Below are 22,225 nucleotides of genomic sequence, written 5' to 3'. Positions count from 1 at the left end.
CCACATTAGAAACCGCCCGGTGCCCGCGTCAATCGCCACACGGTGAATGCGTCGGAAACACCGGGTCTTCTCAGAAATCCGGGTTACGCGGATTCGGCGCGCAGGTGCGGGTCCTCGACCGCGATGGGCCACGACCTGATCTCGGTCAGCGGTGGGGTCGGCCGCAGAGCGTCGCGGACCTCCGTTCGATAGTCCGACTCCCGGGGCGGAGTGGGCGGCGACGGACTGTTCCTGTCGGCCACCGCCAGCCATCCGCTCGCCTCGAGCAACACCTGTTCCCGCCGCAACTGGGAATTCGACGCCAGCACCGCCCCGCCGTATTCCGGCGCGACCACCAGCGCGGACCCGAGATGACGCAGGCACCGACCGATCCCGCGATCGTCCTCGAGCGCCCGGTATCCGGTCAGCGCGGTCTGCCAACTGCGCAGCGCGCGCCGCGGCTCGCCGCGCATCCAGCGCAGAATGCCGGTGATCTCGTGCGCGTGGACGCGACCGCCCGGTTCACGACCGTCCTCGGTGCGAGCGAACACCAGATCGAGGCGGTCCTCGGCGGCGTCGAATCGCCCGCGGTGCAACTCGACCACGGCCAGATTGATCAGCGCGCACACCTCCGCGCCCACATCCGCGCGCGGCAGCAGCCACCACACCCGCTCGAATTCCTCGGCGGCGGCACGCAGATCGGGCGCGGGTCGCACCAGCGCGCGCAAGCCGTGGTCGTGATGGACGCGCGCGGCCAGACCGGTGGACCAGCGCGCCGGCCGCAATCGCCGCGGGGCCACGTCGGACGCGCCACCCCGCAGGCGCAGCAGATCATGGTGCAGCACATGCGCATCCATGCCGGGCATGGCGGCCGCTCTCCGGCACAACTGGCGAAATTCGGCGGATCCGGCCGTCCCGGTGTGGACGTACCAGACCTCCAGGGCATCGGTGATACGGACCACATCGGGCAGGGCCGAGGCGGGCAGCCTCCGCGCCACCTCGTCGGCGACGCACCGTTCGACCAGTGTGCACAGGATCGGCGCGGTTCGGGTGAACCAGCGCCGCGCCGCGCCCGCGTACGTCGGATGCTCGACGGCCGCCGACCACGCGCGGGCACGGTCGGCGTGGTGACGCAGCAGTGCGCAGATCGCGGCGGACCACACCGGGCGGTTACGGACCTGCGCGGCGTCGGGCGTCGCGGGCACACGGGATACCCGGTAGCGCTGCGCACCATGCGGACACAGCACCGTTGTTCCGATCAGGTCGTCGAGCAGATCGCTCGCATTGCGCCACTCCGGGCGGGGTCGCGCCCGCCCCGATGGTGGTTCCGGCAACCGTATCGGGGCGTCGACGATGGCGTCGAGCACCACCAGCAGTGTCGCGCTGTCGTAATCGTGCTGCGGAAGCGCGCCGAGGATCGCCGCCTCGTCCCAGTTCAGCCAGGCGACGGCGGCCGGCGGCGGCGCCTCCCGCCAGGCAGGTGAGCCGAGCACCTCGGGGCCCGGTTCGTCCAGATCGACGAGCATCTCGAGCTGCTGTGCCGCATGGTCGGCATCGCGGCGGCGCGCGTACCACCGGTATCCCGCGAAGATCAGGCCGCCCGCGACCAAGGCGACCGACAGCGACCGCAAAGTGGTGGCAAGCGTCTTGATCACCTCGGTGTCACCGAAGGAGTTGACGACCAGATCGCGTCCCAGTTCCAGGGCGAGCGCCGAGGACACCACCGGTGCGGACCCGAGTATCCCGCGCCACAGGGACGATCTCGGCGCGGCCGATCCGCGCGCGAGCGCGGCGCGAGGGCGAGTGGTCTCGGTCATCGCAACGCACCGCCGGTCAGGCCGGGGACCAGCCAACGCCGCCAGGTCACCAGCAGCAGGACGACCGGAATCACCGCCGACATCAGGGATCCGGCGGCCAGGCGCGCCGCGTTCTCCTCGAACTGGCGTGCCTCACCCCACAGCAGCAGCGACCACGGACTGCCGCCCGCGCCGCCGATGAGAAGGCCGACGCAGAAGTCGTTCCACACCTGGACCGACTCCAGCACCGCCACCGCGCCGAGCGCGGGCCATGCGGTGCCGAGCACCCGCCGGACGGTCGTGCCGTGGCCCGCGAGTCCGTGCAGCGCGTCGGCCGCCGGACTGTCCGGCGGCGCCAGCAGTGCCGCGCGCAGGATGAGGATGGCGATGGGTAGACCCGCGGCGGTGTGCACCAGGATCAACGGAACCTGTGTGCCGGACAGACCCCAGCGCTGCACCACCGTTTCGATCGGGCCGAGATAGGTCTGCACCGGCAGTACCGCCAGCACCACCAGGCAGACCATCGCCGCGCGGCCGAACCTGCCATCCGGCCGGCCCGCCGCCAGCCGATGCGCGGCGGGCACGGCCGCGGTAACCACGAGCAGGGTGGTCAGCACGGCCACCCACGCGGTGGTGTAGAGCGCGTGCCACAGCGCCTCGTCGTTCGCGAGATCGGTGACGGCGTCGAACTGGAATCCGTACGGCCCATACACCGCGGCCACCGCGAGCACTCCGATCGGAAGCCAGAACAGGGCGAATACCAGCGCCGCCGCTGCCAGGCGACGAAGGTCGGGACGAGGCCGAATGTGGCGCGGCTCCGGCGAACCCGCGCGCACGGCCGCCGTGCGATGGGTGCTGATATCGGTCTGCAACCACCACGCGACGACCCCGACCATGGCGACCAGCGGCAGCGCGTACACCGCCGCCGGACCCGAGCCGAGTCCGGGATCGCTCGCCAGGCGCCACCAGTGCACGGTGGCGCTCTCGTTCCATTCCTGGAGCGACCAGGGCACCCCGATGAGGATCACGTCGAACATCCGGGCCGCGGCCACCCCGATGACCAGGCCAACCACCAGCACCACGGGACGCAACTGCTGCAACAACCGCCGCAACCGATCACGGCCGCGCACCTGGCGCAGATATCCCGCGCGCACCGGATCGGCCTCGACGGCCCGGATGCCGTCGCGAAGCAACGCGGTGACGAAGCCGAACCAGGTCCACACGAACGCCGCGAAGGGCAGCAGCAGAAACCACACCCAGTGCACACCCGCCGCGCCGAAGCCCATCGCGTCCGCCGATCTCTGGAAGATCAACCGGAACGCGACACCGGAGACCAGCGCCGCCACCGCGCACGGCGCGATGAGCGGACGCCACATCCACCAGCGATCCTTGGTCCACCAGGCGACCGCGAGCGCCGCCACGAACAGCAGTGCCGATACGGCCACCGTGGCCAGCGTGTAACCGTAGGGCGCGACGCCCGCCAGGGTCAGCGCTCCGACCAGCCGTAACGCCGCCACGACGACCAATAGCGCGGCCACCGCCGCGAGCGCGACGCGCACCCGACCTCGCCCGCCGGGCCTGCGCCGCAGCATCACGACGGCGACCACGCCGACGACCCCGACGGCGCACCACAGCGGCACCTCGGGCTGGGTGTGCAACGCGAAACCCACGGTGAATCCGGCCGGCACCACGAGCAGGCCGACGATCAGCGCCACCGCGGGGACCAACCACAGCAGCGACACCCAGTGCAGCGGATGCGGCCCGGGGACCGGCGCGCCGCGCATCGGTCTCGGCGCCACTTCCAGGCGCAGGCCGTTGGCGTGGATATAGGTCGTCGCGCTCGCCGCCGCCGTATTCGCCGCTGTCGTGCTCACCGTCGCCGCCGTTCGAAGCTCTCGAGTGCGCGCACGGCGCGGTCGACCGCGGGTTCGACCGCGCCCGCTCTGTCACCGACCGCGCGGAGAAAATCGGCGAGTACACGCCACAGACCGTCGCGGCCGCCGACCGCGCCGATACGGTCGGACAGGTCGAAGATGTGCTGGTCTGCCGATTGTTCGGCGACCGGGGCCATGATCGACGAATAGCGCGCCGAGGTCCGTCGATTGGGCCCGAGAAAGCCGCCGTATTCCTCGATCCACGGGACGGATGCCTGCGGAGCGGCCAGGGCGGCGACCACACTCGTCGCGGCCTCGGCCGCCTGCTTCGTCACCACGGCGACATCGCCGCCGACGATGCGCGCTAGCGGCTTGCCCGCGCGCACCGGGGGGAACCAGGTGGTGCCGACCACGTCCTCGCCGCGGCGCGTGTGGCGCAGACACCGCCGCACGACGGGCTCGGCGAAATCCGGCATGACCACCATCGCGGCCGTGCGCCGGTCGAACACCTCGCGCACGGCGTCGGGGAACTGCCGGGTCATCGCGTGACCGGCGCCGCCCGGCAGGGCCGACGGCGCACCCCAGAGCGCTCCGAGGCCGCCGAGCGCCGCGCGCACCGACTCGAGATCCCACCGGCGGCCACCGTCCGCGCGTGTCAATTCGTCGTAGTCCGAAGGTGATTCGGCCAGCAACATGTTCTCGAACAGATCGGTCAGCACCCACCCGTCGGCCGCGGCCAGCGCCAGGAAGCGCACCGGCCGGCCTGCCAGGTCGCGGGTGTACCCGATCCAGTCCTCGACGGTCCACCGCCCCGGATCGCCCAGGTTCAACGCGCGAACCGTCTCGCGGTCGTACCACACCAGCGATTTGACCGATCCCTTGAACGGTACGCCGTACGGCTTGTCCTCGTGGAAGAGCAGGTCTCGCCAGTATTCGGCGTATGGACCCGAATCATCGCGCCGCCCGCCGTCGGACCACAGACTCGAGGCGAGCGGCCGCAACCGGTCCGCGGCGGCCAGCTCCCTGACCTCGCCCGCCTGCGGGAGCATCACGATATCGGGCGCGGCACGGCCGGCCGCGGTGAAGGCGGTGTCGATATCGTCGCCGAGCGGCACCACGTCCACCGCGGGACCGGGCCGCAGACTCGCCAGCACCGCCCGGAAGGCCGCCAATTCGGCTCCGCTCCAGGACACTCCGATGCGCACGGTATCGGGATCGCCGAGCAGATCGGGCGTGCAGCCGGCGAGCAGCGGCAGTAGCGCCCCCGCTCGCAGTAAAGCCCTGCGCGAACCCATGCCCCCCCGATGTCGTTGTCTGACAGCCGGTTCCGAGTATCCCCCGTCCGGCGCGCGTGCGCGGCGGATTCGGAGACGAACAGCGCCCCCGATTTCGGGGGCTCGGCGCTAGCGGTTGCCCCGGGCCGCGGCGTGCACGGCGACCAGCCGGGCGGCGCGAATGGCATCCCACAGCGGACGCAGCAGCGTTTCCTGCGCGCCGATGGCACTCGCCGAAGTGGGCGCGGAGGCCGGTTCCCGCTGTGCCACCGTGAGTATGGCCGCGACGTGATCGGCGGTGTCGAGAATGCGCCTCGCGCGCAGCGGAATCGACTCGGGATAGTCGTGACGCGCGTAGTCGGCGAGTTCGGCCTCGATCAGCTCCCGCGGGTCCGAGTCGACCGCGCCCAGTGCGGTGGTGTGCAATTTCATCAGCGCGTCCGCGGCATCCCTGACCGCCTCGCGCATCGCGTATTCGGCCTCGCCCAGCGCCATGTCCGCCCCGGGTTCGGGGGGCATCGGAATGCTGTAGAGCGTCCACTGCACCGTGTCGTCGTCGACCCACACCGGAATCAGGCCGGTGCCGTCGTGCCCCGGAACGCCCATGAGCAAACCCTCCCCCGCCTCGATCGCGTCGGCGGCGAAGACCGTGCCGACCGGAAGACCGCGCACATCACCGGCAACCGGCAGCACCAGCCGCAACGTGGCGCCCGGCTCGGTCAGCGCTTCGCGGATGACCTTGAGCAGCGCCATCATTCCGCTGCCCGGCACGCTCGCACGCGAGGACCACGGCAGGTCGGTGCGACCGCCGGTGACCGGATCGCCGGCGGCGATGGTGTGGTTGGGCGCCCACGCCTGCAACGCCTCGAGCACGTCGTCGGGCGCGCTGTTCCCGGCCAGCCAGGAGCCGGCCCACACCGTCAGCGAGGCACTAGGAGAGCACATAATCATCGAGCATAATGGCTGCGCCGCGACGGCGGGCGCCAGTGTGACAACCCCGATGAGCTGCGGATCGTCTACGACTGGTCGGTTTCGGTCACGAAATCGATGAGCCGTTCCACCGCTCCGATGAGCGGCGCCTCGAGATCGCGGAAGGAGTCCACCGCGTCGTAGACCCGCCGCCATCCCTGCCGAGGCGTTCCCCAGCCGAGCCGACGGCACACTCCGGTCTTCCAGTCCTCCCCGCGCGGCACCTGCGGCCACGCGGCGATACCGACCGCCGCGGGACGCACCGCCTGCCACACGTCGACGTAGGGATGTCCGGTCACCATCACGTGCGCACCGAGTCCGGTGGTGAGTTCGGACTCCTTGGACCCGGTGACCAGGTGATCGACCAGCACACCGACCCGGCGACCCGGCCCCGGCCCGAATTCGGTGAGCCGCGCGCCCAGATTGTCCAGGCCCTCCAGATGTTCCACCACCACGCCCTCGACCCGTAGATCGTGGCCCCACACCCGCTCGACCAGTGCGGCATCGTGCACGCCCTCGACCCAGATGCGGCTGGTCCTGGCCACGCGGGCGCGCAGGCCCTGCACACGGGTGGAGCCGGAAGCCGAGCGGCTCGGTCGCTTCGGCGCCGCCGCGGTCGGCTTCACCAGGGTCACCGGTGCGCCGTCGATGAGAAAGGCCGCCTCGCGCAGCGCGAACAGCCGCACCGCGCCGCGCGCGTCCTCGAGTTTCACGAAATCGCCGTCGTAGCCGCGGTCGAAACCCACTACCGCACCGCAGAATCCGCTCGCCGCGTCCTCCACCACCAGATCGTGCTCGGCGACCACCGTCGGCACCGCTCGCTTCCGTGTCCCGGCGTGCCCGTGGAAGATGTCACCGTATTCGTCGCGCCCGCTCACCGCCCGAAACTAACACCGCCGCACGATATAGCGGGCCACGTGGGCGGGCCCGTCGGTCACATGCTGTTGGCCAGCAGGGCGTATTGCGCCGCGACACGCTGGCGCACATCGGGTTCGCTGTCGCTCGCCACCACCGCGACGTACCGCTTGTATGTCACGAAACACTGGTAGCGGTACTGCTTGTCGGTGTCGCCGCGTCGATTCAGATGCTGACAGGTCGCGCCTGGAACGTCGTTGGGCGCGGCGACCGGATCGAATTCGACCCCGGCGGAGGCCACCAGATCCGCCGCGAGCGTGGACGCCTTGGACTCCTCGCGCACCCGCATCACCCAACTGTTGTCGATCACCGCCACCGCCTCGATGCCGTCCCGCTCGATCGTGCGCAGTACCGCCGACTGATTGGTGTCGGTGTGCACCAGGGCCGCGGGCGGATGCACGCTGAACCGGTCGGGATCGAGGCGCCGATCGCGATCGGCGACGGCGACCCTGGCCAGTAGACCCTCGGGGTCAACGCGCAGCGTGTTCAACCTGTCGATCGGGGTCGGCGTGAACGCCTGCGCGGCGGGGACGGCCACGCGCAGGGTGTTGCCGGTCCAGTTGAGCAGATCTCGCTCATCGGCGCTCGGCCGCGCCACGAAGACGAACAGGACGAACTCCCCCACCGCGACGAAGGCGCCCATATTCGCGACACCGGGTCGCCAGTGGATCATGGCGTTCGGGTAGTCGGGGTGGCGGACCCGGCGATTCTGGTCAGGGGCGACCTGGAAATCGCTCTCCTCCAGGTCACGCGCCGCTTGCGCGGCCACCCCCGCACTCGGGAAGCGCATGAGCAACTGGAGCACGATGGTGTCGGGACTCGGATTCGCCGGTTGGGTCGAGAACGGCACGAACGGCAGGTCCGCGCCCATGGAACGGTAGCCGACGACCATGCCGTGGCGCTCGAGCACCGGCTTGGCCACCGAGGCCAGATATCCGTCGACGGCCTGTTCGCTGTCGACCACCACGCCCGCGTCGACGCCGACGTTGAGCGCCGGATCGATGCGCACCACGGGCGCGATGGCGTCGGCCATGCGGATGCCCTCCAATATCGCGCCCTTGCCGTGCGGGTCCTGGTCGTAGCTGTGCCGGTCGACCGGATACGGGCCGACCTCGAGGGTGCGGACGTCCGGCTCACCCGGGCGTGGAGTGCCGGGGACACCGCAGGCGCTCACCAGCGCCGCCAGCGCCACACCGGCTGCGAGAAGCGTTATGCGTGATCGTCGAACCATGTCGGCCATTCCCTCGGAGTCGGAAGAAGATCGGCGGCGAAACCGCCTACTCGGTCATCGCGGCACGCGCGAACCGCGCAACCACGGCGAGCGGTTACGGGCGTGAGTGACCGAATTCGTGACGCGCGCGAGACCTGCCCCTGATCCGCCCGGATCGCACTACAGTGATCGTGTGGCCGCAATCGTCTGGCTGGTCGCGGGCGCGCTGCTCGCGGCGGCGGAAATGCTCACCGGGGATCTCACGCTGTTGATGCTCGGCACGGCGGCACTCGGCACCGCGGGCGTCAGCGCCGCGGCCGGCACCTCCCTTGTCACCGACGCGGTGGTCTTCGGCGTCATCTCGGCGGTCCTGCTGATCGGTGTGCGCCCGGCGCTGCGCAGGCGTTTCGGCACACCGCCGCCGACTCTCACGAATGTCGATGCGCTGCCCGGCAAGTCGGCGTTGGTGCTGGAGGAGGTCACCGAGCACGCGGGCCGGGTCAAGCTCGGCGGCGAGGTGTGGACCGCGCGTCCGATGAATATCGACGAGATCTACGAACCTGGCACAACCGTGTACGTCATGAAGATCGACGGCGCGACCGCCGTCGTCTGGAAGGGACCGTAATGGCTTACGCCATCGTGGCCGTCGTCCTCGTCCTGCTGGTCGTGGTGGTGGTCGTCAAATCTGTCGCGCTGGTACCCCAGGCCGAGGCCGCGGTGATCGAGCGTCTCGGCCGCTATTCCCGCACCGTCTCGGGACAACTCACCTTCCTCGTGCCCTTCGCCGACCGTATCCGCGCCAAGGTCGACCTGCGCGAACGCGTGGTGTCCTTCCCGCCGCAGCCGGTGATCACGCAGGACAACCTGACCCTGCAGATCGACTCGGTGGTGTACTTCCAGGTCACCAGCCCGCAGGCCGCGGTCTACGAGATCAGCAACTACATCGCCGCCGTCGAACAGCTCACCGTCACCACACTTCGCAACGTGGTCGGCGGCATGACCCTCGAGGAGACGCTGACCTCGCGCGATCAGATCAACAGCCAGCTGCGCGGCGTCCTCGACGAGGCCACCGGGCGCTGGGGTCTGCGGGTGGCGCGGGTCGAACTCAAGTCCATCGATCCGCCGCCCTCCATCCAGGAATCGATGGAGAAGCAGATGAAGGCCGACCGCGAGAAGCGCGCCATGATCCTGACCGCCGAAGGCCAGCGCGAATCCCAGATCAAGACCGCCGAAGGCGCCAAGCAGGCGCAGATCCTCGCCGCCGAGGGCGCCAAGCAGTCATCCATTCTGTCCGCCGAGGGCGAGCGCCAGAGTCGCATCCTGCGCGCCCAGGGTGAGCGCGCGGCTTCCTTCCTCCAGGCACAGGGCCAGGCCAAGGCGATCGAAAAGGTCTTCGCCGCAATCAAATCCGGTAAGCCGACCCCGGAACTGCTTGCCTACCAATACATGCAGACACTGCCCATGGTCGCTCGCGGCGATGCCAACAAGGTGTGGCTGGTGCCAAGCGATTTCGGCAAGGCGCTGGAGGGTTTCGCGAAGAGCTTCGCCACGAAGGGCGAGGACGAGGTCTTCCGCTACGAACCACCCGCCGACGAGGGCACCGTGGAAACCGACGACTCCGATGTCGCCGACTGGTTCGACACCGCGCCCGATCCGACCATCGAGCGCGCCGTCCGCGCCGCGGAGGCCACCGCCCGCACGCCGGTGGAAGGCATGTCACCCACCGGCGCCCATCCCGCGGCACCGCAACCGCCCGTGGCGCCGCCGCCGCCCGCCCCCGCCCAACAGCCGCCGTCGAGCCCGCCCCCGCCACAGCAACTGTCGCAGCAGCCCCCGCCTCCCGGATTCACCCCGATGCCTCCCGGCGGACCCGAACCCTATGGACGCCCCTGGGAACCCCCGGAGAACCACCGCCGCTAGAGTCCGCCCGCGCGGCGTCCCGGTGCGACCGGACCCGCCGCGCGGACTAGGACGCGGCGGGTGAGCGGCGCACGGCGCAGCAGCCGGTGACGCAGGGCGCGCCGTCGCGGGTGCAGCCGTAACCGGGTACGGAACCAAGCCGGCGGACGGGGCCGCCCTCGATGTGTTCGCCGATCAACTCCACCACCAGACGGGCGAAGCGCGGATCGGCGCCGGGTGTCGCGGCGCGCGAGAAGGCCATTCCGAGTTCGGCGGCCTTCTCCTCGGCCTCGTTGTCCAGATCCCAGATCACCTCGAGGTGGTCGGAGACGAATCCGATCGGGCACACCACCACCGAGTCGACGCCCCTACCGGACAGATCCTCGAGATGATCGACGATGTCGGGTTCGAGCCACGGCACCTGCGGCGGTCCCGACCGTGATTGCCACACCACGTCGTAATCGGCGAAACCCGTTGCCGCCGCACACAATCGGGCGGCCTCGGCGACCTGACGGCTGTAGAGCCTTCCGCCGTCGGCGGGCGGACCCGACCCGATGTCGGCCGCGACCGGAACCGAATGCGCGGTGCAGACCAGCCGCGTCCGGTCGCGGCGATCGACCGGAATCCGTTCCAGGGCGGCGCGAATGGCGTCGGCGAAGGCATCGATGAACAGCGGGTGGTCGAAATATTGGCGCAGCTTCACCAATTCGGGCGCACCCGCGCCGACCGCGGCGCGCGCCCTGGCGATGTCCTCGTGATATTGCAGGCATCCCGAATAACCGCCCCAGGCCGAGGTCGGGAACACCAGCGCGGAGCCGACGCCGTCGGCGGCCATCCGCTCGACGGTGTCCTCCACCATCGGATGCCAGTTGCGATTGCCGAAGTACACCGGCAATTCCGTACCCGTACTCGCCAACTCCCCCTCGACCGCGGCGATGATGTCACGGTTGAGCTCGTTGATCGGTGAGACACCGCCGAAATGCAGGTAGTGCCTCGCGACCTCCTCCAGACGCGCCCGCGGCACCCCCCGACCCCGGGTGACGTTCTCCAGAAACGGCATGACGTCCTCCGGGCGTTCGGGGCCGCCGAAGGACAGGACGAGCAGCGCGTCGTAGCTCATCAGGCCGTCGGCAGCTCCTCGGGCAGCCACGTGTTGTGGCTGGCGCCGCCGTCGACGTAGATGATCGAACCGGTGGTGCCGGGCAGCCAGTCCGAGAGCAGGGCGCAGATGGACTTCGCGACCACGGTCGGATCATCGACATCCCAGCCGATCGGCGACGCGCCGTCCCAGTAGGTGTTGAGCTGGTTCATCTTGGCGGCGTCGTCGGTGGCGGTGCCCGCGATGGCCTTGGCCGCCAGTGTCTTGATCGGGCCTGCGGCGATCAGGTTGGACCGGATCTTCTTGGCCGCGCCCACCTCCCGCGCGACATAGCGGTTCACCGATTCCAGCGCGGCCTTGGCCACGCCCATCCAGTTGTAGTACGGCATCGCGGTGCGCGGATCGAAATCCATGCCGACCAGCGAGCCGCCCTCGTTCATGACCGGCAGCACGGCGCGCGCCAGCGAGGCGTAGCTCCACGCCGAGATCTCGAACGCCTTGGCGGCATCGGGCCCCGGCCCCTCGAGGAAGGGCTTGGCCTCGGGCCCCATGAGGGTCCGCGGGGCGAATGCGATGGAGTGCAGCACCCCGTCGAGACCCTCCGGCGCGACCTCGCGCACCCGGTCGGCCAGGGTCGCGAGGTGGTCCTCGTTGGTGGCGTCGAGTTCGATGGCGGGCGGCACCTCCTTCGGCAGCCGCTGCGCGATCCGATCGATCAGCCGCAGCCGGTCGAAACCGGTGATGATGACGCGCGCACCCTGCTCCTGCGCCACCGCCGCGGCGTGGAAGGCGATCGAGGCATCGGTGATGATGCCGGTGATCAGGATGGTCTTGCCCTCGAGCAATCCGCCCATGAGTCTGTCGTTCTCCTGTGTCGGTGTATCGGGGACGCGAAGGTCAGTGGCCCATGCCCATGCCGCCGTCGACGGGGATGACCGCGCCGTTGATGTAGGCGGCATCGTCGGAGGCCAGGAAGCTGATCGCGCCCGCGACCTCCTCGGGCTGCCCCATCCGCTGCGCCGGAATGCCGTACTTGAGGACGAGTTCGCGCATCTCGTCGCTGACGTCCTCGCGGGTCATGTCGGTGTCGATGAAGCCGGGCGCCACCACGTTGGCGGTGATGTTGCGCGAGCCGATCTCCATGGTGATCGACCGCGCCATACCGACCAGACCGGCCTTGGAGGCCGCGTAGTTGACCTGACCCGGGCCGCCCTTGAGGCCGACCACCGAGCCGAGGAAGATGATCCGGCCGAACTTCGCGCGCAGCATGGCGCGGTTGGCGCGCTTGGCGCAGCGCCACGCACCGGTGAGGTTCGCGTCGAGGACGCGGGTGAACTGCTCCTCGCTCATGCGCATGAGCAGCGTGTTGTCCACGATGCCCGCGTTCGCGACCAACACCTCGACCGGTCCCTGCTTCTGTTCCACCTCGGTGAACGCCTGATCCACCGAGTCGGAATCGGTCACATCGCATTTCACGCCGAGCAGACCGTCCGGTGCGCCCGACCCGCGATGGGTGACGGCCACCTTGTGGCCGTCGGCGAGCAGACGCTGCGCGACCGCGAGTCCGATACCGCGATTACCGCCGGTGACCAGGACCGACCGAGATGTGATGTTGGACATGGCGATCAACCTACCCGTGTTCGGTTCGGGCCGTACCACTGCCCCGTCGCGACCGCACGGCGGTCACGGCAGGCGCTGACGGTACAGCAATCCGGTGACAATACCCGCCGCGACGAGCAGCATTCCCAGCAGCAGCCACGGCCTGCTCGCATCACCCCTGGTCAGCTCGAAACCGATCTGCTCCTCGAGGGTGTCGTAGACCTTGGTCAACTCCTGGGCCGAGGCGGCGGTGTAGAAATCGCCGCCGCTGAGTCTGGCGAGTTCACGCATGGCGTCGTCGTCCACCGCTACCGGCACCTTCTCCGAGGAGCCGTCCTCGCGGGGGATCTCCACCGAACCCCACGAGGTGCCGAACGAGATCGTCGAGATCGGCACGTTCTTGGTCTTGGCGAGCCGGGCGGCGACGAATTCGTGGCGCGGATTGTCGATGTCGTCGAAGGAGGGCACGGTCTGCTTGCCGTCCGACATGAGCACGATGCGCGCGGGCGGCGGTTCCTGACCGCCGCCGAGCACCGAGGCCAAGGTCTCGATGGCCTGCAACGCCGTCAAGATGCCCTCGCCGGTCGCGGTGCGCTCGGCGAGTTTGACATTGTCGATGGCCGCCTTCACCGATTCGTGGTTGGTGGTGGGCGAGACCATCACCGAGGCGGTGCCCGCGAAGGTCACGAAGCCGATATTGAGCCCGGTCGGCAGGCCGTCGACGAATTCCTTGCCCGCCTTCTTGGCGACCTGGATGCGGCTCGGCGCGACATCGGTGGCCTCCATCGACAGCGACACGTCCATGACCAGCATCACCGTGGCACGGTTGCGCGGCACCTTCTGCACCGAGGTCGGCCCGGCCGCGGCGATGGTCAACAGCGCGAGTCCGACCAGCATCAGCGCGATCGGCACGTGACGCAGCGGGCTCGGCCGCGTCGGAGCGACCTTCTCCAGCAGCTCCATATTGCTGAACCGCAGCATGTGCTTGTGCCTGCCGCGCTGCACGAGGACATAGCCGAGCGCGATGAGGGCGACAACGACGAGGAAGGCGAGCCAGATCAGCGCGGTGAAATGGGAAATGCTCACTGGCGCGGTGCCTGTCCGCTCGGGGCGCCGAACGCGTGGCGCCGGGTGGCGACGAAACGGACCACGTCCGCGATCCAGTCCCGGTCTGTCTGCAAGGTCAGCACGGGCGCGCCGCAGCTGCGCAGCGCCTGCTCCACCTGACGGCGATGCCGCTGGGCCGCGGCGGCGAAGTCCGCGCGCAGCGTCGGGGTCACACTGAATTCCCTGGTCCGCCCGGTCTCGGGATCATGAAGCACCACATCGCCCATATCGGGCAGCGCCAGATCGCGCGGATCGAGCACCTCCACCGCGAGCAGATCATGGCGCGCCGAGATGGCGCGCAGGGAACGCTGCCAGTCGATCTCGCCGAGGAAATCGCTGATGATCACGGCCAGCCCGCGTTTGCGCTGGGGACGGCGCAGCGATTCGATGCCACCGCGCAGATCACCGCGCACGCCGTCGCGAGCGTGCGGGGTGGTGGCGATGCTGCGCAGCAGCGACTGCGCGTGCACCCGCCCGCTGCGCGCCGGAATGCGCGTCAGCCGTTCGCCGGTGGCGACCACCGCGCCGATGCGATTACCGCCCCCGCTGGTCAGGTGGGTGATCGCGGCCCCGGCGGCGATCGCGAGATCGCGCTTCTGGCACAAGGCGGTACCGAAGTCGAGGCTGGCCGACAGGTCGACCACCATCCACGTCTCCAGCTCGCGGTCGGCGATCATCTGCCGCACGTGCGGATGGGTGGTGCGGGCGGTGACCGACCAATCCATCTGGCGCACGTCGTCACCCGGCTGATAGGCCCGTGCCTCGCCGGGTTCGGACCCTGGGCCGGGTATCAGGCCGAGATGGTCACCGTGCAGGACGCCGTCGAGACGGCGGCGCACGGTGAGCTCGAGTGTCTTCAGCGCCGCCGTGAGCCGCGGGTCGGTCAGCTCACCCGCGCGGAACGAGGGCGGGGAATGCGGGCTCATCTGCGCTCGGGCAGCGGGATCGAATGCGGCCGTCACTTGGGCTGGTTGTTGCCGGCGGCCGGTGCCATCTGGCCGACGGGCGGCTGCGGCGGGGCCGCCTGCGGCTGGGCGGGCGGCTGCGGAATCGGGTGCGGGGCGGGCGCGGAGCCGTTTGGCGCGACCGCCTGCGGTGCGACCTGCGGCAACCCGACGGTCTGGAGCACCCGCTTGATGACGTCCTCGGGGGAGATCTCGTCGGCCAGCGCGTCGTAGGACAGCACGAGCCGATGGCGCAACACGTCCGGGATCACCTCGACCACGTCCTGCGGGACCACGTAGTCACGGCCGCGGATGAGCGCGACCGCGCGGGCCGCGGCGATGATACCGAGGCTGGCGCGCGGCGAGGCGCCGTATGAGATCCAGTTCGCCACGTCCTGCATGCCGAAGTCGAGCGGCTTGCGGGTGGCCGCGATGACCCGGACGACGTAGTCGACCAGCGCGTGGTGGACGAAGGTGTTGGCCGCGACCTTCTGCAACCGGATCAGCTCCGAGGGCTCGAGGATCGGCTTGGCCTCCGGCGGGGTGACGCCCATCCGGTAGATGATCTCGCGCTCCTCCTCGACCGAGGGGTAGTCGACGACGACCTTGAACAGGAAGCGGTCGCGCTGGGCCTCGGGCAGCGGGTACACGCCCTCGCTCTCGATCGGGTTCTGGGTCGCCATGACCAGGAACGGATCGGGCATCGGGTAGGTAATGCCGCCGATGGAGACGTGACGCTCGGCCATGACCTCGAGCAGCGCGGACTGCACCTTGGCGGGCGCGCGGTTGATCTCGTCGGCGAGCACGAAGTTCGCGACCACCGGGCCGAGTTCGGTGTCGAACTCCTCGCGGCCCTGCCGGTAGATGCGGGTACCGATGAGGTCGGTCGGCACCAGGTCGGGGGTGAACTGGACGCGGGCGAAGCTCCCACCGACGACCTTCGCGAATGTCTCGACCGCAAGGGTTTTGGCGATACCGGGCACACCTTCGAGCAGGACGTGACCGCGTGCGAGGACACCGACGAGCAGCCGCTCGACCAGGCGATCCTGACCGACGATCACTCGTTTGACCTCGTAGATCGCCTTTTCCAGGGTCCGGACGTCACGCTCGAGGCCGGCCGCGGGGTCCGGGCCATCCTTCACCAGGTTCGCCCCGCTCACACCATCCGTCGAAGTCACCAACATCCCCGCTTTCACCTCGGTCCTGTGCGTGCTGCCCCAACTATTCCAGGTAATCGCCGCACATGCCGCAACCGGCTCCGGTATCAGCCGGATTCGGGCCGGATTCGGGCCGGATTCGCACCGGATTCTCAGCTCCGATCGGGGAGAACGTCAGTCGACGATACGGACGGCGAACGGCATGATGCCCGCTTCCCGCACCGGAGAAACCTTCACCAACTCGCCGGATTGCGGCGCCTCGACCATGGTGCCGTCGCCGAGGTACAGCGCCACGTGCTGACTGCCGCCCGGACCCCAGAACAGCATGTCGCCGCGTTCGCGATCATCGACCGGCACCCTGGTGCCCGCGTTGTACTGGTAGCCGCTGTAGTGGGGCAGCGAGACCCCGATGCCCGCGAAGGCGTAGACCATGAGCCCTGAACAGTCGAATCCGACCTTGTCGAAATCGCCGTGGCGGTCGGCGACGCCACCGTCACGAATGCCCTTGGTTGGACCGTCCTCGTCACCGCCGCCCCAGGCGTAGACCACCCCGAGCTGCGACATGGCCCGGTCGACGACCGTCTCGACCGCCGCCGAGCCGGTGACCGATGGCTTGGACGGGCGCGGGGTGCTGCGCTTGGGCGGGGTGGAATTCTCCAGATCGGTGTGCGGCCGCCGGTCGGCGCCGGTCTGGGCGGCCCGTTCCCGGGCGGCCGCGTCGGTGGCGGCGCGGGCCGCGGCGGCGCGCGCGGCGGCCTGTAACGCCGCTTCCTCGGCCCGGCGCTGCTGATCCCAGGCCAGATAGGCATCGCGCCGGCTCTGCAATCCCGCGACGTCCGCACGCGCGGCGTCGAGTTCGGCCTGTGCGTCCGCGCGTTCACGCGACAGACCGTCTCGGCGCACGGTCTGGGCGTCCAACTCGGCCGTGGTCGCGGCGACCGAGTTCTCCGCGTCGACCTTCTTCCGTTCGGCCTCGGCCGCCGCCGCGACCGCGACCGATTCGGCCCGGCGCGCCTCGGAGTTCTTGTTGCCCTGTTCGATCTGCGCGCGGCGCAGCGCGTCCATGGCCTGCTGCTGATTCTTCGAGACCAGACCGAGGATCTGGGCGCGGTCGATGGCCCCGCCGGGTCCGTCGGCGGTCAGGTAGGTGACCATCGACCCGTTGGTCGGCCGGGTATATGCGCCGGTGGCGAAGTCGTCGAATTCCTTGCGCGCCGCGGCGAGCCGGGCGCCCGCGCCCTCGAGCGCGCGTCCGGTCTCGACCACGGCCGCGGCCGCGGCGTCGGCGGCGTCGCGGGCGTCCTCGAGGTCGACCAGGGCCTTGTTGACCTCCTCGCGGCGCCGCGCCATGGCGTCATCGAGTTCGCGAAGCTGCTGGTCGACCGCGGCGACCTGGTTGATCAGCGCGCCGACCGCACCGACTCCTGACCGCACCCGCGCGGCCGCGTCGGCGATCGCGCCGTCGCTCGGATTGGGCGGCGGGGGCGGCACCGCCTCGGACGGACCCGCTGTCAGACAAAGCGCTGCGACGGTCAGCAACCCTGTGGCGATCGATAGCGGGTGTCGACAGCCATCGGCGAATCTGCGCATCGCACCTCCCGAGGACCTTGATTCGGCAAAGCCTCACGAGCCCCAGCCGAACCAACTAGCCCAACGGTCGACAAATGGCCCTTGTCAGTACATGTTCACCACTGGTAACCATTCGAACCGTACGACACATCCGCCACCGAGAAAACTCTGGCAACAGAATCACACACGGGTAATTTACCCATTGCTAGAAATTAGCCAGACGGGCGAAGGGTTTAGCGCAGAGGAAACAGACCGGTCGTTAGGAAAAGGTCGGCACCGGGAAACCGACCGTCACTCGGAAGACGAGAGGTTCGCCTCGGCCGCGCGATCGGCAGACTCCTCGCGCGCCCGCCGCGCCTTGACCCAGTAGAGACCGCCGACGACCAGCACGGTGCCCGCGACGATCACACCGGTGATAGCCGTCCAGGAAACCGACGGCGGCTCCTCGAGACGCCCCACGAACAGACGTGCCGCCTCGACGGAATTGCCCTGCGTGCTCTTGGCGGCGTCCTCGGCCCATTCGAGGGTCACGCGGCTGACGGAATCGCTGTAGGTGCCCACCCAATCGTCGCTGAGCACCACCACGGTGCCGTGCTCCTGCTTGCCGACCTCGGTGGCCAGGTCCCGTAGATTGGAGTCGTGGCCTGGATTGCCGGGAATCACGACGATGCTGAGCGGGATCCCGTGGGATCGCGCGTCGGCGACGACCGCCTCGAGCCCCGACTGGTCCTTGCCCTTCGGCGTGGCCACGTGGTTGTCGGCCACGTCCACCAGGATCGTGCGCAAACCGCTGTCGGAGATGCCTGGCGGCAGTTCCGCCGCCTTGGGGGTGAAAACCGAGGTGTGCGAGGGGGCCATCTTCCATCCGGTCTGTCGAGCCGCGTCGTCATGCGAGGCGACGGGCATACAACACTGCGTGGTGAGCATTGTTCCTGTCCGACCCGGGCGGAATGCCGCCGCCCCAGGAGTGCGCGCCGGATTCGGATCCGACCGCCGCTGTCGCTCGAGTGCACAGTACGCGACGCGGCGCCCCACGCGACCGTTCCCACCGCGCCGAGCGGCCCCCGCACGCTTCTTAGGACAAGCGTACTGTTAGAGTTGTGGCGCGAGGAACCGGCGCACGACGGCGCCGGAGCCCCTCCCGAGACCCATACGCCACCGGCACAGCCCCGTCGGTGGCCGACCCACACAGACGAGTGGAGCTGACGTGACGACAAGTATCGATACTTTCGGCGCCAAGGGCACCCTCGAGGTCGGAAGCAACTCCTACGAGATCTTCCGGCTCTCGGCCGTGCCCGGCACCGAGAAACTCCCCTACGCGCTGAAGGTGCTCGCGGAGAACCTGCTCCGCACCGAGGACGGCGCGAACATCACCGCCGACCACATCCGCGCGATCGCGAACTGGGACCCCTCGGCCGAACCGGACACCGAGATCCAGTTCACCCCGGCCCGCGTGATCATGCAGGACTTCACCGGCGTGCCCTGCGTGGTCGACCTCGCCACCATGCGCGAGGCCGTCACCGCCCTCGGCGGCGACCCGAACAAGGTCAACCCGCTCTCCCCCGCCGACATGGTCATCGACCACTCGGTCATCCTCGACGTCTTCGGCCGTGCCGACGCCCTCGAACGCAACGTCGACCTCGAATACGAGCGCAACGGCGAGCGCTACCAGTTCCTGCGCTGGGGCCAGGGCGCATTCGACGACTTCAAGGTCGTCCCGCCGGGCATGGGCATCGTGCACCAGGTCAACATCGAATACCTCGCGCCCACCGTCATGGTCCGCAACGGCCAGGCATACCCCGACACCTGCGTCGGCACCGACTCGCACACCACGATGGTCAACGGACTCGGTGTGCTCGGCTGGGGCGTCGGCGGCATCGAGGCCGAGGCCGCCATGCTCGGCCAGCCGGTCTCCATGCTGATCCCGCGCGTGGTCGGCTTCAAGCTGACCGGTGAGATCCAGCCCGGCGTGACCGCGACCGACGTGGTGCTCACCGTCACCGACATGCTGCGCAAGCACGGTGTGGTCGGCAAGTTCGTCGAGTTCTACGGCGCGGGCGTCGCCGAAGTCCCGCTGGCCAACCGCGCCACCCTCGGCAACATGAGCCCCGAATTCGGTTCCACCGCGGCGATCTTCCCCATCGACGCCGAGACCGTGAACTACCTGCGCCTGACCGGCCGCACCGACGAGCAGCTCGCGCTGGTCGAGGCGTACGCCAAGGAGCAGGGCATGTGGCACGACCCTGCCCACGAGCCCGAGTACTCCGAATATCTCGAACTCGACCTGAGCACGGTCGTGCCGTCCATCGCGGGCCCGAAGCGCCCGCAGGACCGCATCCTGCTCAGCGACTCGAAGACCGCCTTCCGCAAGGACATCCACAACTACGTGGAGGAGAACCTGCCGGTCGAGCACACCAAGCTCGACGAGGCCGTCGAGGAGTCCTTCCCGGCCTCCGATGCCGCGGTGCTCTCCTTCGCCGACGACGGCGCGGTGAACGTGCAGTCGGCCGCCAACGGCGCCGAGGGCCGCCCGTCCAAGCCGGTGCGCGTGGTCTCCGAGGAGCGCGGCGAGTTCGTGCTCGACCACGGCGCTGTCGTGGTCGCGGGCATCACCTCCTGCACCAACACCTCCAACCCGTCGGTCATGATCGGCGCCGCCCTGCTGGCCCGCAACGCGGTCGAGAAGGGCCTGTCGTCCAAGCCGTGGGTCAAGACCAACATGGCGCCCGGTTCGCAGGTCGTGGCCGACTACTACGAGAAGGCCGGTCTGTGGCCGTACCTGGAGAAGCTCGGCTTCTACCTCGGCGGTTTCGGCTGCACCACCTGCATCGGCAACACCGGCCCGCTGCCGGAGGAGATCTCCGAGGCCGTCAACGACAACGACCTGTCGGTCACCGCGGTGCTCTCGGGCAACCGCAACTTCGAGGGTCGTATCTCCCCCGACGTGAAGATGAACTACCTGGCCTCCCCGCCGCTGGTCATCGCCTACGCGCTCGCGGGCACCATGGACTTCGACTTCGAGACCGACCCGCTGGGCGAGGACACCGAGGGCAATCCGGTGTTCCTGCGCGACATCTGGCCCGCGCCGCAGGAGATCGACGACACCATCAAGGCGGCCATCAGCCAGGACATGTTCCGCAAGTCCTACGCCGACGTCTTCAAGGGCGACCACCGCTGGCAGAACCTGGCGACCCCGGAGGGCGACACCTTCGCCTGGGACGAGAACTCCACCTACGTACGCAAGGCGCCCTACTTCGACGGTATGGAGCTCGAGCCCGCACCGGTCGAGGACATCAAGGGCGCGCGCGTGCTCGCGCTGCTCGGCGACTCGGTGACCACCGACCACATCAGCCCCGCGGGTCCGATCAAGCCGGGCACCCCGGCCGCGCAGTACCTGGATTCGCACGGGGTGCAGCGCAAGGACTACAACTCCCTCGGCTCGCGGCGCGGTAACCACGAGGTCATGATCCGCGGTACTTTCGCCAATATCCGGCTGCGCAACCAACTCCTCGACGACGTCTCGGGCGGCTACACCCGCGACTTCACCCAGGAGGGCGGTCCGCAGGCGTTCATCTACGACGCCTCGCAGAACTACCAGGCCGCGGGCATCCCGCTGGTCGTGCTCGGCGGCAAGGAGTACGGCTCGGGTTCCTCGCGCGACTGGGCGGCCAAGGGCACTCGCCTGCTCGGTGTGAAGGCCGTCATCACCGAATCCTTCGAGCGCATCCACCGCTCGAACCTCATCGGCATGGGAGTCATCCCGCTCCAGTTCCCCGCGGGCGAGTCGGCCGCGTCGCTGAAGCTCGACGGCACCGAGACCTTCGACATCGAGGGGATCACCAAGCTGAACGATGGCGTCACGCCGAAGACCTTGAAGGTCACGGCGACCAAGGACAACGGCGACAAGATCACCTTCGACGCCGTGGTCCGCATCGACACCCCCGGTGAGGCCGACTACTACCGCAACGGCGGCATCTTGCAGTACGTGCTGCGGAACATGATTCGCGGATAGTCGTTCTCGACTCTCGCCGACGGCGGCGGGAATGATCCGAGCATCGTCGTGTCCCGAGGTCCGCGTACCGCATCGCAAGCGGTGCGCGGACCTCGCACATGCCCCCGAGGAGACCGCATTGCCCAAGGTCAGTGAAGATCATCTCGCCGCCCGCCGCAGCCAGATTCTCGACGGGGCGCGGGCCTGCTTCGCCGAATACGGATACGAAGGCGCAACCGTGCGCAGGCTCGAAGAGGCCATCGGCCTGTCCCGCGGCGCCATCTTCCACCATTTCCGCGACAAGGACGCCCTGTTCCTCGCACTTGCGCAGGAGGACGCCGAGCGCATGGCCGACGTCGCCGCCAACCAGGGCATCGTCCAGGTCATGCGCGATATGCTCACCCACCCCGAGCAATTCAATTGGCTCGGAACACGTCTGGAGATCGCCCGGCGCCTGCGCACCGACCCGGAGTTCCGAGCAGGCTGGACCCAACGCTCCGCCGAGTTGACCGCGGCCACCCTGGCCCGCCTGGAACGCCGCAAAGCCGCGGGCGCACTACGCGACGACGTCCCCACGGACGTACTGCTGGGCTACCTAGACCTGGTCCTGGACGGCCTGATTGCCCGAATAGCCTCCGGCCACACCAACGAAAACCTCTCAGCCGTACTGGATCTGGTAGAAGCGTCGGTCCGCCGCAAGGAATAACCCCGGCACACCCCAAACCCACACCCCGACACACCCCAAACCCACACCATCACCACCCAACCCACACCCCGACACACCCCAAACCCGCACCATCACCACCCAACCCAGCCCGCACGGAGCGAGTCTTACGAGCAACC

18 protein-coding genes are annotated in these 22,225 nt (G+C 69.2%); 4 read left to right on the top strand and 14 right to left on the bottom strand.

What is annotated here, in order from left to right; genetic code table 11:
• Positions 1 to 83: 83 nt before the first annotated feature.
• From APZ21_RS10220 to APZ21_RS10195, 6 genes are all read right to left on the bottom strand, one after another.
• Positions 84 to 1,796, bottom strand: a complete 1,713-nt coding sequence (locus tag APZ21_RS10220) for a hypothetical protein (protein WP_054813020.1) — start codon at positions 1,794 to 1,796, stop codon at positions 84 to 86.
• On the bottom strand, positions 1,793 to 3,649 hold the full coding sequence (locus APZ21_RS10215; protein WP_054813019.1) for an ABC transporter permease family protein: 1,857 nt from the start codon (positions 3,647 to 3,649) through the stop codon (positions 1,793 to 1,795). Before APZ21_RS10215 ends, APZ21_RS10220 begins: the two co-directional genes overlap by 4 nt.
• Entirely contained in the window at positions 3,646 to 4,944 is a 1,299-nt protein-coding gene (locus APZ21_RS10210; protein WP_054813018.1) for an ABC transporter substrate-binding protein, read from the bottom strand. The genes APZ21_RS10215 and APZ21_RS10210 overlap by 4 nt, the downstream gene beginning before the upstream one ends.
• 108 nt (positions 4,945 to 5,052) lie before the next feature.
• Positions 5,053 to 5,868 (bottom strand): hypothetical protein, encoded by an 816-nt coding sequence (locus APZ21_RS10205; protein WP_054813017.1) that lies wholly within the window; start codon positions 5,866 to 5,868, stop codon positions 5,053 to 5,055.
• 71 nt (positions 5,869 to 5,939) lie between these two features.
• The gene (locus APZ21_RS10200; RefSeq protein WP_054813016.1) at positions 5,940 to 6,770 is read right to left on the bottom strand and encodes a DUF3097 domain-containing protein; all 831 of its coding nucleotides are present in this window, start codon (positions 6,768 to 6,770) and stop codon (positions 5,940 to 5,942) included.
• 56 nt (positions 6,771 to 6,826) lie between these two features.
• Entirely contained in the window at positions 6,827 to 8,038 is a 1,212-nt protein-coding gene (locus tag APZ21_RS10195; protein WP_054813036.1) for a DUF7373 family lipoprotein, read from the bottom strand.
• Positions 8,039 to 8,210: 172 nt separating this feature from the next.
• On the opposite strand from APZ21_RS10195, the gene APZ21_RS10190 reads away from it, so the two are divergent.
• Together APZ21_RS10190 and APZ21_RS10185 are read left to right on the top strand one after the other, a co-directional pair.
• Complete coding sequence (locus APZ21_RS10190; RefSeq protein WP_054813015.1) at positions 8,211 to 8,642, top strand: NfeD family protein; 432 nt, start codon at positions 8,211 to 8,213, stop codon at positions 8,640 to 8,642.
• On the top strand, positions 8,642 to 9,937 hold the full coding sequence (locus APZ21_RS10185) for an SPFH domain-containing protein (RefSeq protein ID WP_054813014.1): 1,296 nt from the start codon (positions 8,642 to 8,644) through the stop codon (positions 9,935 to 9,937). Before APZ21_RS10190 ends, APZ21_RS10185 begins: the two co-directional genes overlap by 1 nt.
• Before the next feature lie 46 nt (positions 9,938 to 9,983).
• On the opposite strand, the gene APZ21_RS10180 is transcribed toward APZ21_RS10185, so the two are convergent.
• The 8 genes from APZ21_RS10180 to APZ21_RS10145 all read right to left on the bottom strand — a co-directional run bounded on the left by APZ21_RS10180 (position 9,984) and on the right by APZ21_RS10145 (position 18,249).
• Entirely contained in the window at positions 9,984 to 11,036 is a 1,053-nt protein-coding gene (locus APZ21_RS10180; protein ID WP_054813013.1) for a ferrochelatase, read from the bottom strand.
• Entirely contained in the window at positions 11,036 to 11,869 is an 834-nt protein-coding gene (inhA, locus tag APZ21_RS10175) for an NADH-dependent enoyl-ACP reductase InhA (protein WP_054813012.1), read from the bottom strand. The genes APZ21_RS10180 and inhA overlap by 1 nt, the downstream gene beginning before the upstream one ends.
• A 43-nt stretch (positions 11,870 to 11,912) precedes the next feature.
• Entirely contained in the window at positions 11,913 to 12,635 is a 723-nt protein-coding gene (fabG1, locus tag APZ21_RS10170; protein ID WP_054813011.1) for a 3-oxoacyl-ACP reductase FabG1, read from the bottom strand.
• Positions 12,636 to 12,698: 63 nt separating this feature from the next.
• Positions 12,699 to 13,700, bottom strand: a complete 1,002-nt coding sequence (locus APZ21_RS10165) for a VWA domain-containing protein (RefSeq protein ID WP_054813010.1) — start codon at positions 13,698 to 13,700, stop codon at positions 12,699 to 12,701.
• A complete protein-coding gene (locus APZ21_RS10160) occupies positions 13,697 to 14,647 on the bottom strand; it encodes a DUF58 domain-containing protein (RefSeq protein ID WP_054813009.1) in 951 nt (316 codons plus the stop codon). Before APZ21_RS10160 ends, APZ21_RS10165 begins: the two co-directional genes overlap by 4 nt.
• 32 nt (positions 14,648 to 14,679) lie before the next feature.
• Positions 14,680 to 15,849 carry an AAA family ATPase gene (locus tag APZ21_RS10155; protein ID WP_082392981.1) on the bottom strand — a complete coding sequence of 390 codons (1,170 nt, stop codon included), beginning with the start codon at positions 15,847 to 15,849 and terminating at the stop codon, positions 14,680 to 14,682.
• Between the two features lie 147 nt (positions 15,850 to 15,996).
• Positions 15,997 to 17,412, bottom strand: coding sequence for an NlpC/P60 family protein (locus APZ21_RS10150; protein WP_054813008.1), 1,416 nt, complete (start codon positions 17,410 to 17,412; stop codon positions 15,997 to 15,999).
• A 270-nt stretch (positions 17,413 to 17,682) separates the two neighbouring features.
• On the bottom strand, positions 17,683 to 18,249 hold the full coding sequence (locus tag APZ21_RS10145) for an Rv1476 family membrane protein (RefSeq protein WP_054813034.1): 567 nt from the start codon (positions 18,247 to 18,249) through the stop codon (positions 17,683 to 17,685).
• Between the two features lie 349 nt (positions 18,250 to 18,598).
• Between APZ21_RS10145 and acnA the strand changes: the two genes are divergently transcribed.
• Positions 18,599 to 21,403, top strand: a complete 2,805-nt coding sequence (acnA, locus tag APZ21_RS10140) for an aconitate hydratase AcnA (protein ID WP_054813007.1) — start codon at positions 18,599 to 18,601, stop codon at positions 21,401 to 21,403.
• A 118-nt stretch (positions 21,404 to 21,521) separates the two neighbouring features.
• A complete protein-coding gene (locus APZ21_RS10135; protein WP_054813033.1) occupies positions 21,522 to 22,088 on the top strand; it encodes a TetR/AcrR family transcriptional regulator in 567 nt (188 codons plus the stop codon).
• The last annotated feature ends 137 nt before the right edge of the window (positions 22,089 to 22,225 follow it).

The organism is Nocardia arizonensis (genome assembly GCF_001310275.1).
GTDB lineage: Bacteria > Actinomycetota > Actinomycetes > Mycobacteriales > Mycobacteriaceae > Nocardia > Nocardia arizonensis.
Note: the sequence above shows the minus strand (reverse complement) of the source record. Positions and strands in the feature narration are given on the sequence as shown.

Bases quoted from the DNA above. Each gene is read 5' to 3' on its own strand.
- APZ21_RS10220 (WP_054813020.1), bottom strand. From the start codon at position 1,796: ATGACCGAGACCACTCGCCCTCGCGCCGCGCTCGCGCGCGGATCGGCC.
- APZ21_RS10210 (WP_054813018.1), bottom strand. From the start codon at position 4,944: ATGGGTTCGCGCAGGGCTTTACTGCGAGCGGGGGCGCTACTGCCGCTG.
- APZ21_RS10205 (WP_054813017.1), bottom strand. From the start codon at position 5,868: ATGTGCTCTCCTAGTGCCTCGCTGACGGTGTGGGCCGGCTCCTGGCTG.
- APZ21_RS10195 (WP_054813036.1), bottom strand. From the start codon at position 8,038: ATGGTTCGACGATCACGCATAACGCTTCTCGCAGCCGGTGTGGCGCTG.
- APZ21_RS10185 (WP_054813014.1), top strand. From the start codon at position 8,642: ATGGCTTACGCCATCGTGGCCGTCGTCCTCGTCCTGCTGGTCGTGGTG.
- APZ21_RS10180 (WP_054813013.1), bottom strand. From the start codon at position 11,036: ATGAGCTACGACGCGCTGCTCGTCCTGTCCTTCGGCGGCCCCGAACGC.
- inhA (WP_054813012.1), bottom strand. From the start codon at position 11,869: ATGGGCGGATTGCTCGAGGGCAAGACCATCCTGATCACCGGCATCATC.
- fabG1 (WP_054813011.1), bottom strand. From the start codon at position 12,635: ATGTCCAACATCACATCTCGGTCGGTCCTGGTCACCGGCGGTAATCGC.
- APZ21_RS10160 (WP_054813009.1), bottom strand. From the start codon at position 14,647: ATGAGCCCGCATTCCCCGCCCTCGTTCCGCGCGGGTGAGCTGACCGAC.
- APZ21_RS10155 (WP_082392981.1), bottom strand. From the start codon at position 15,849: ATGTTGGTGACTTCGACGGATGGTGTGAGCGGGGCGAACCTGGTGAAG.
- APZ21_RS10150 (WP_054813008.1), bottom strand. From the start codon at position 17,412: ATGCGCAGATTCGCCGATGGCTGTCGACACCCGCTATCGATCGCCACA.
- APZ21_RS10145 (WP_054813034.1), bottom strand. From the start codon at position 18,249: ATGGCCCCCTCGCACACCTCGGTTTTCACCCCCAAGGCGGCGGAACTG.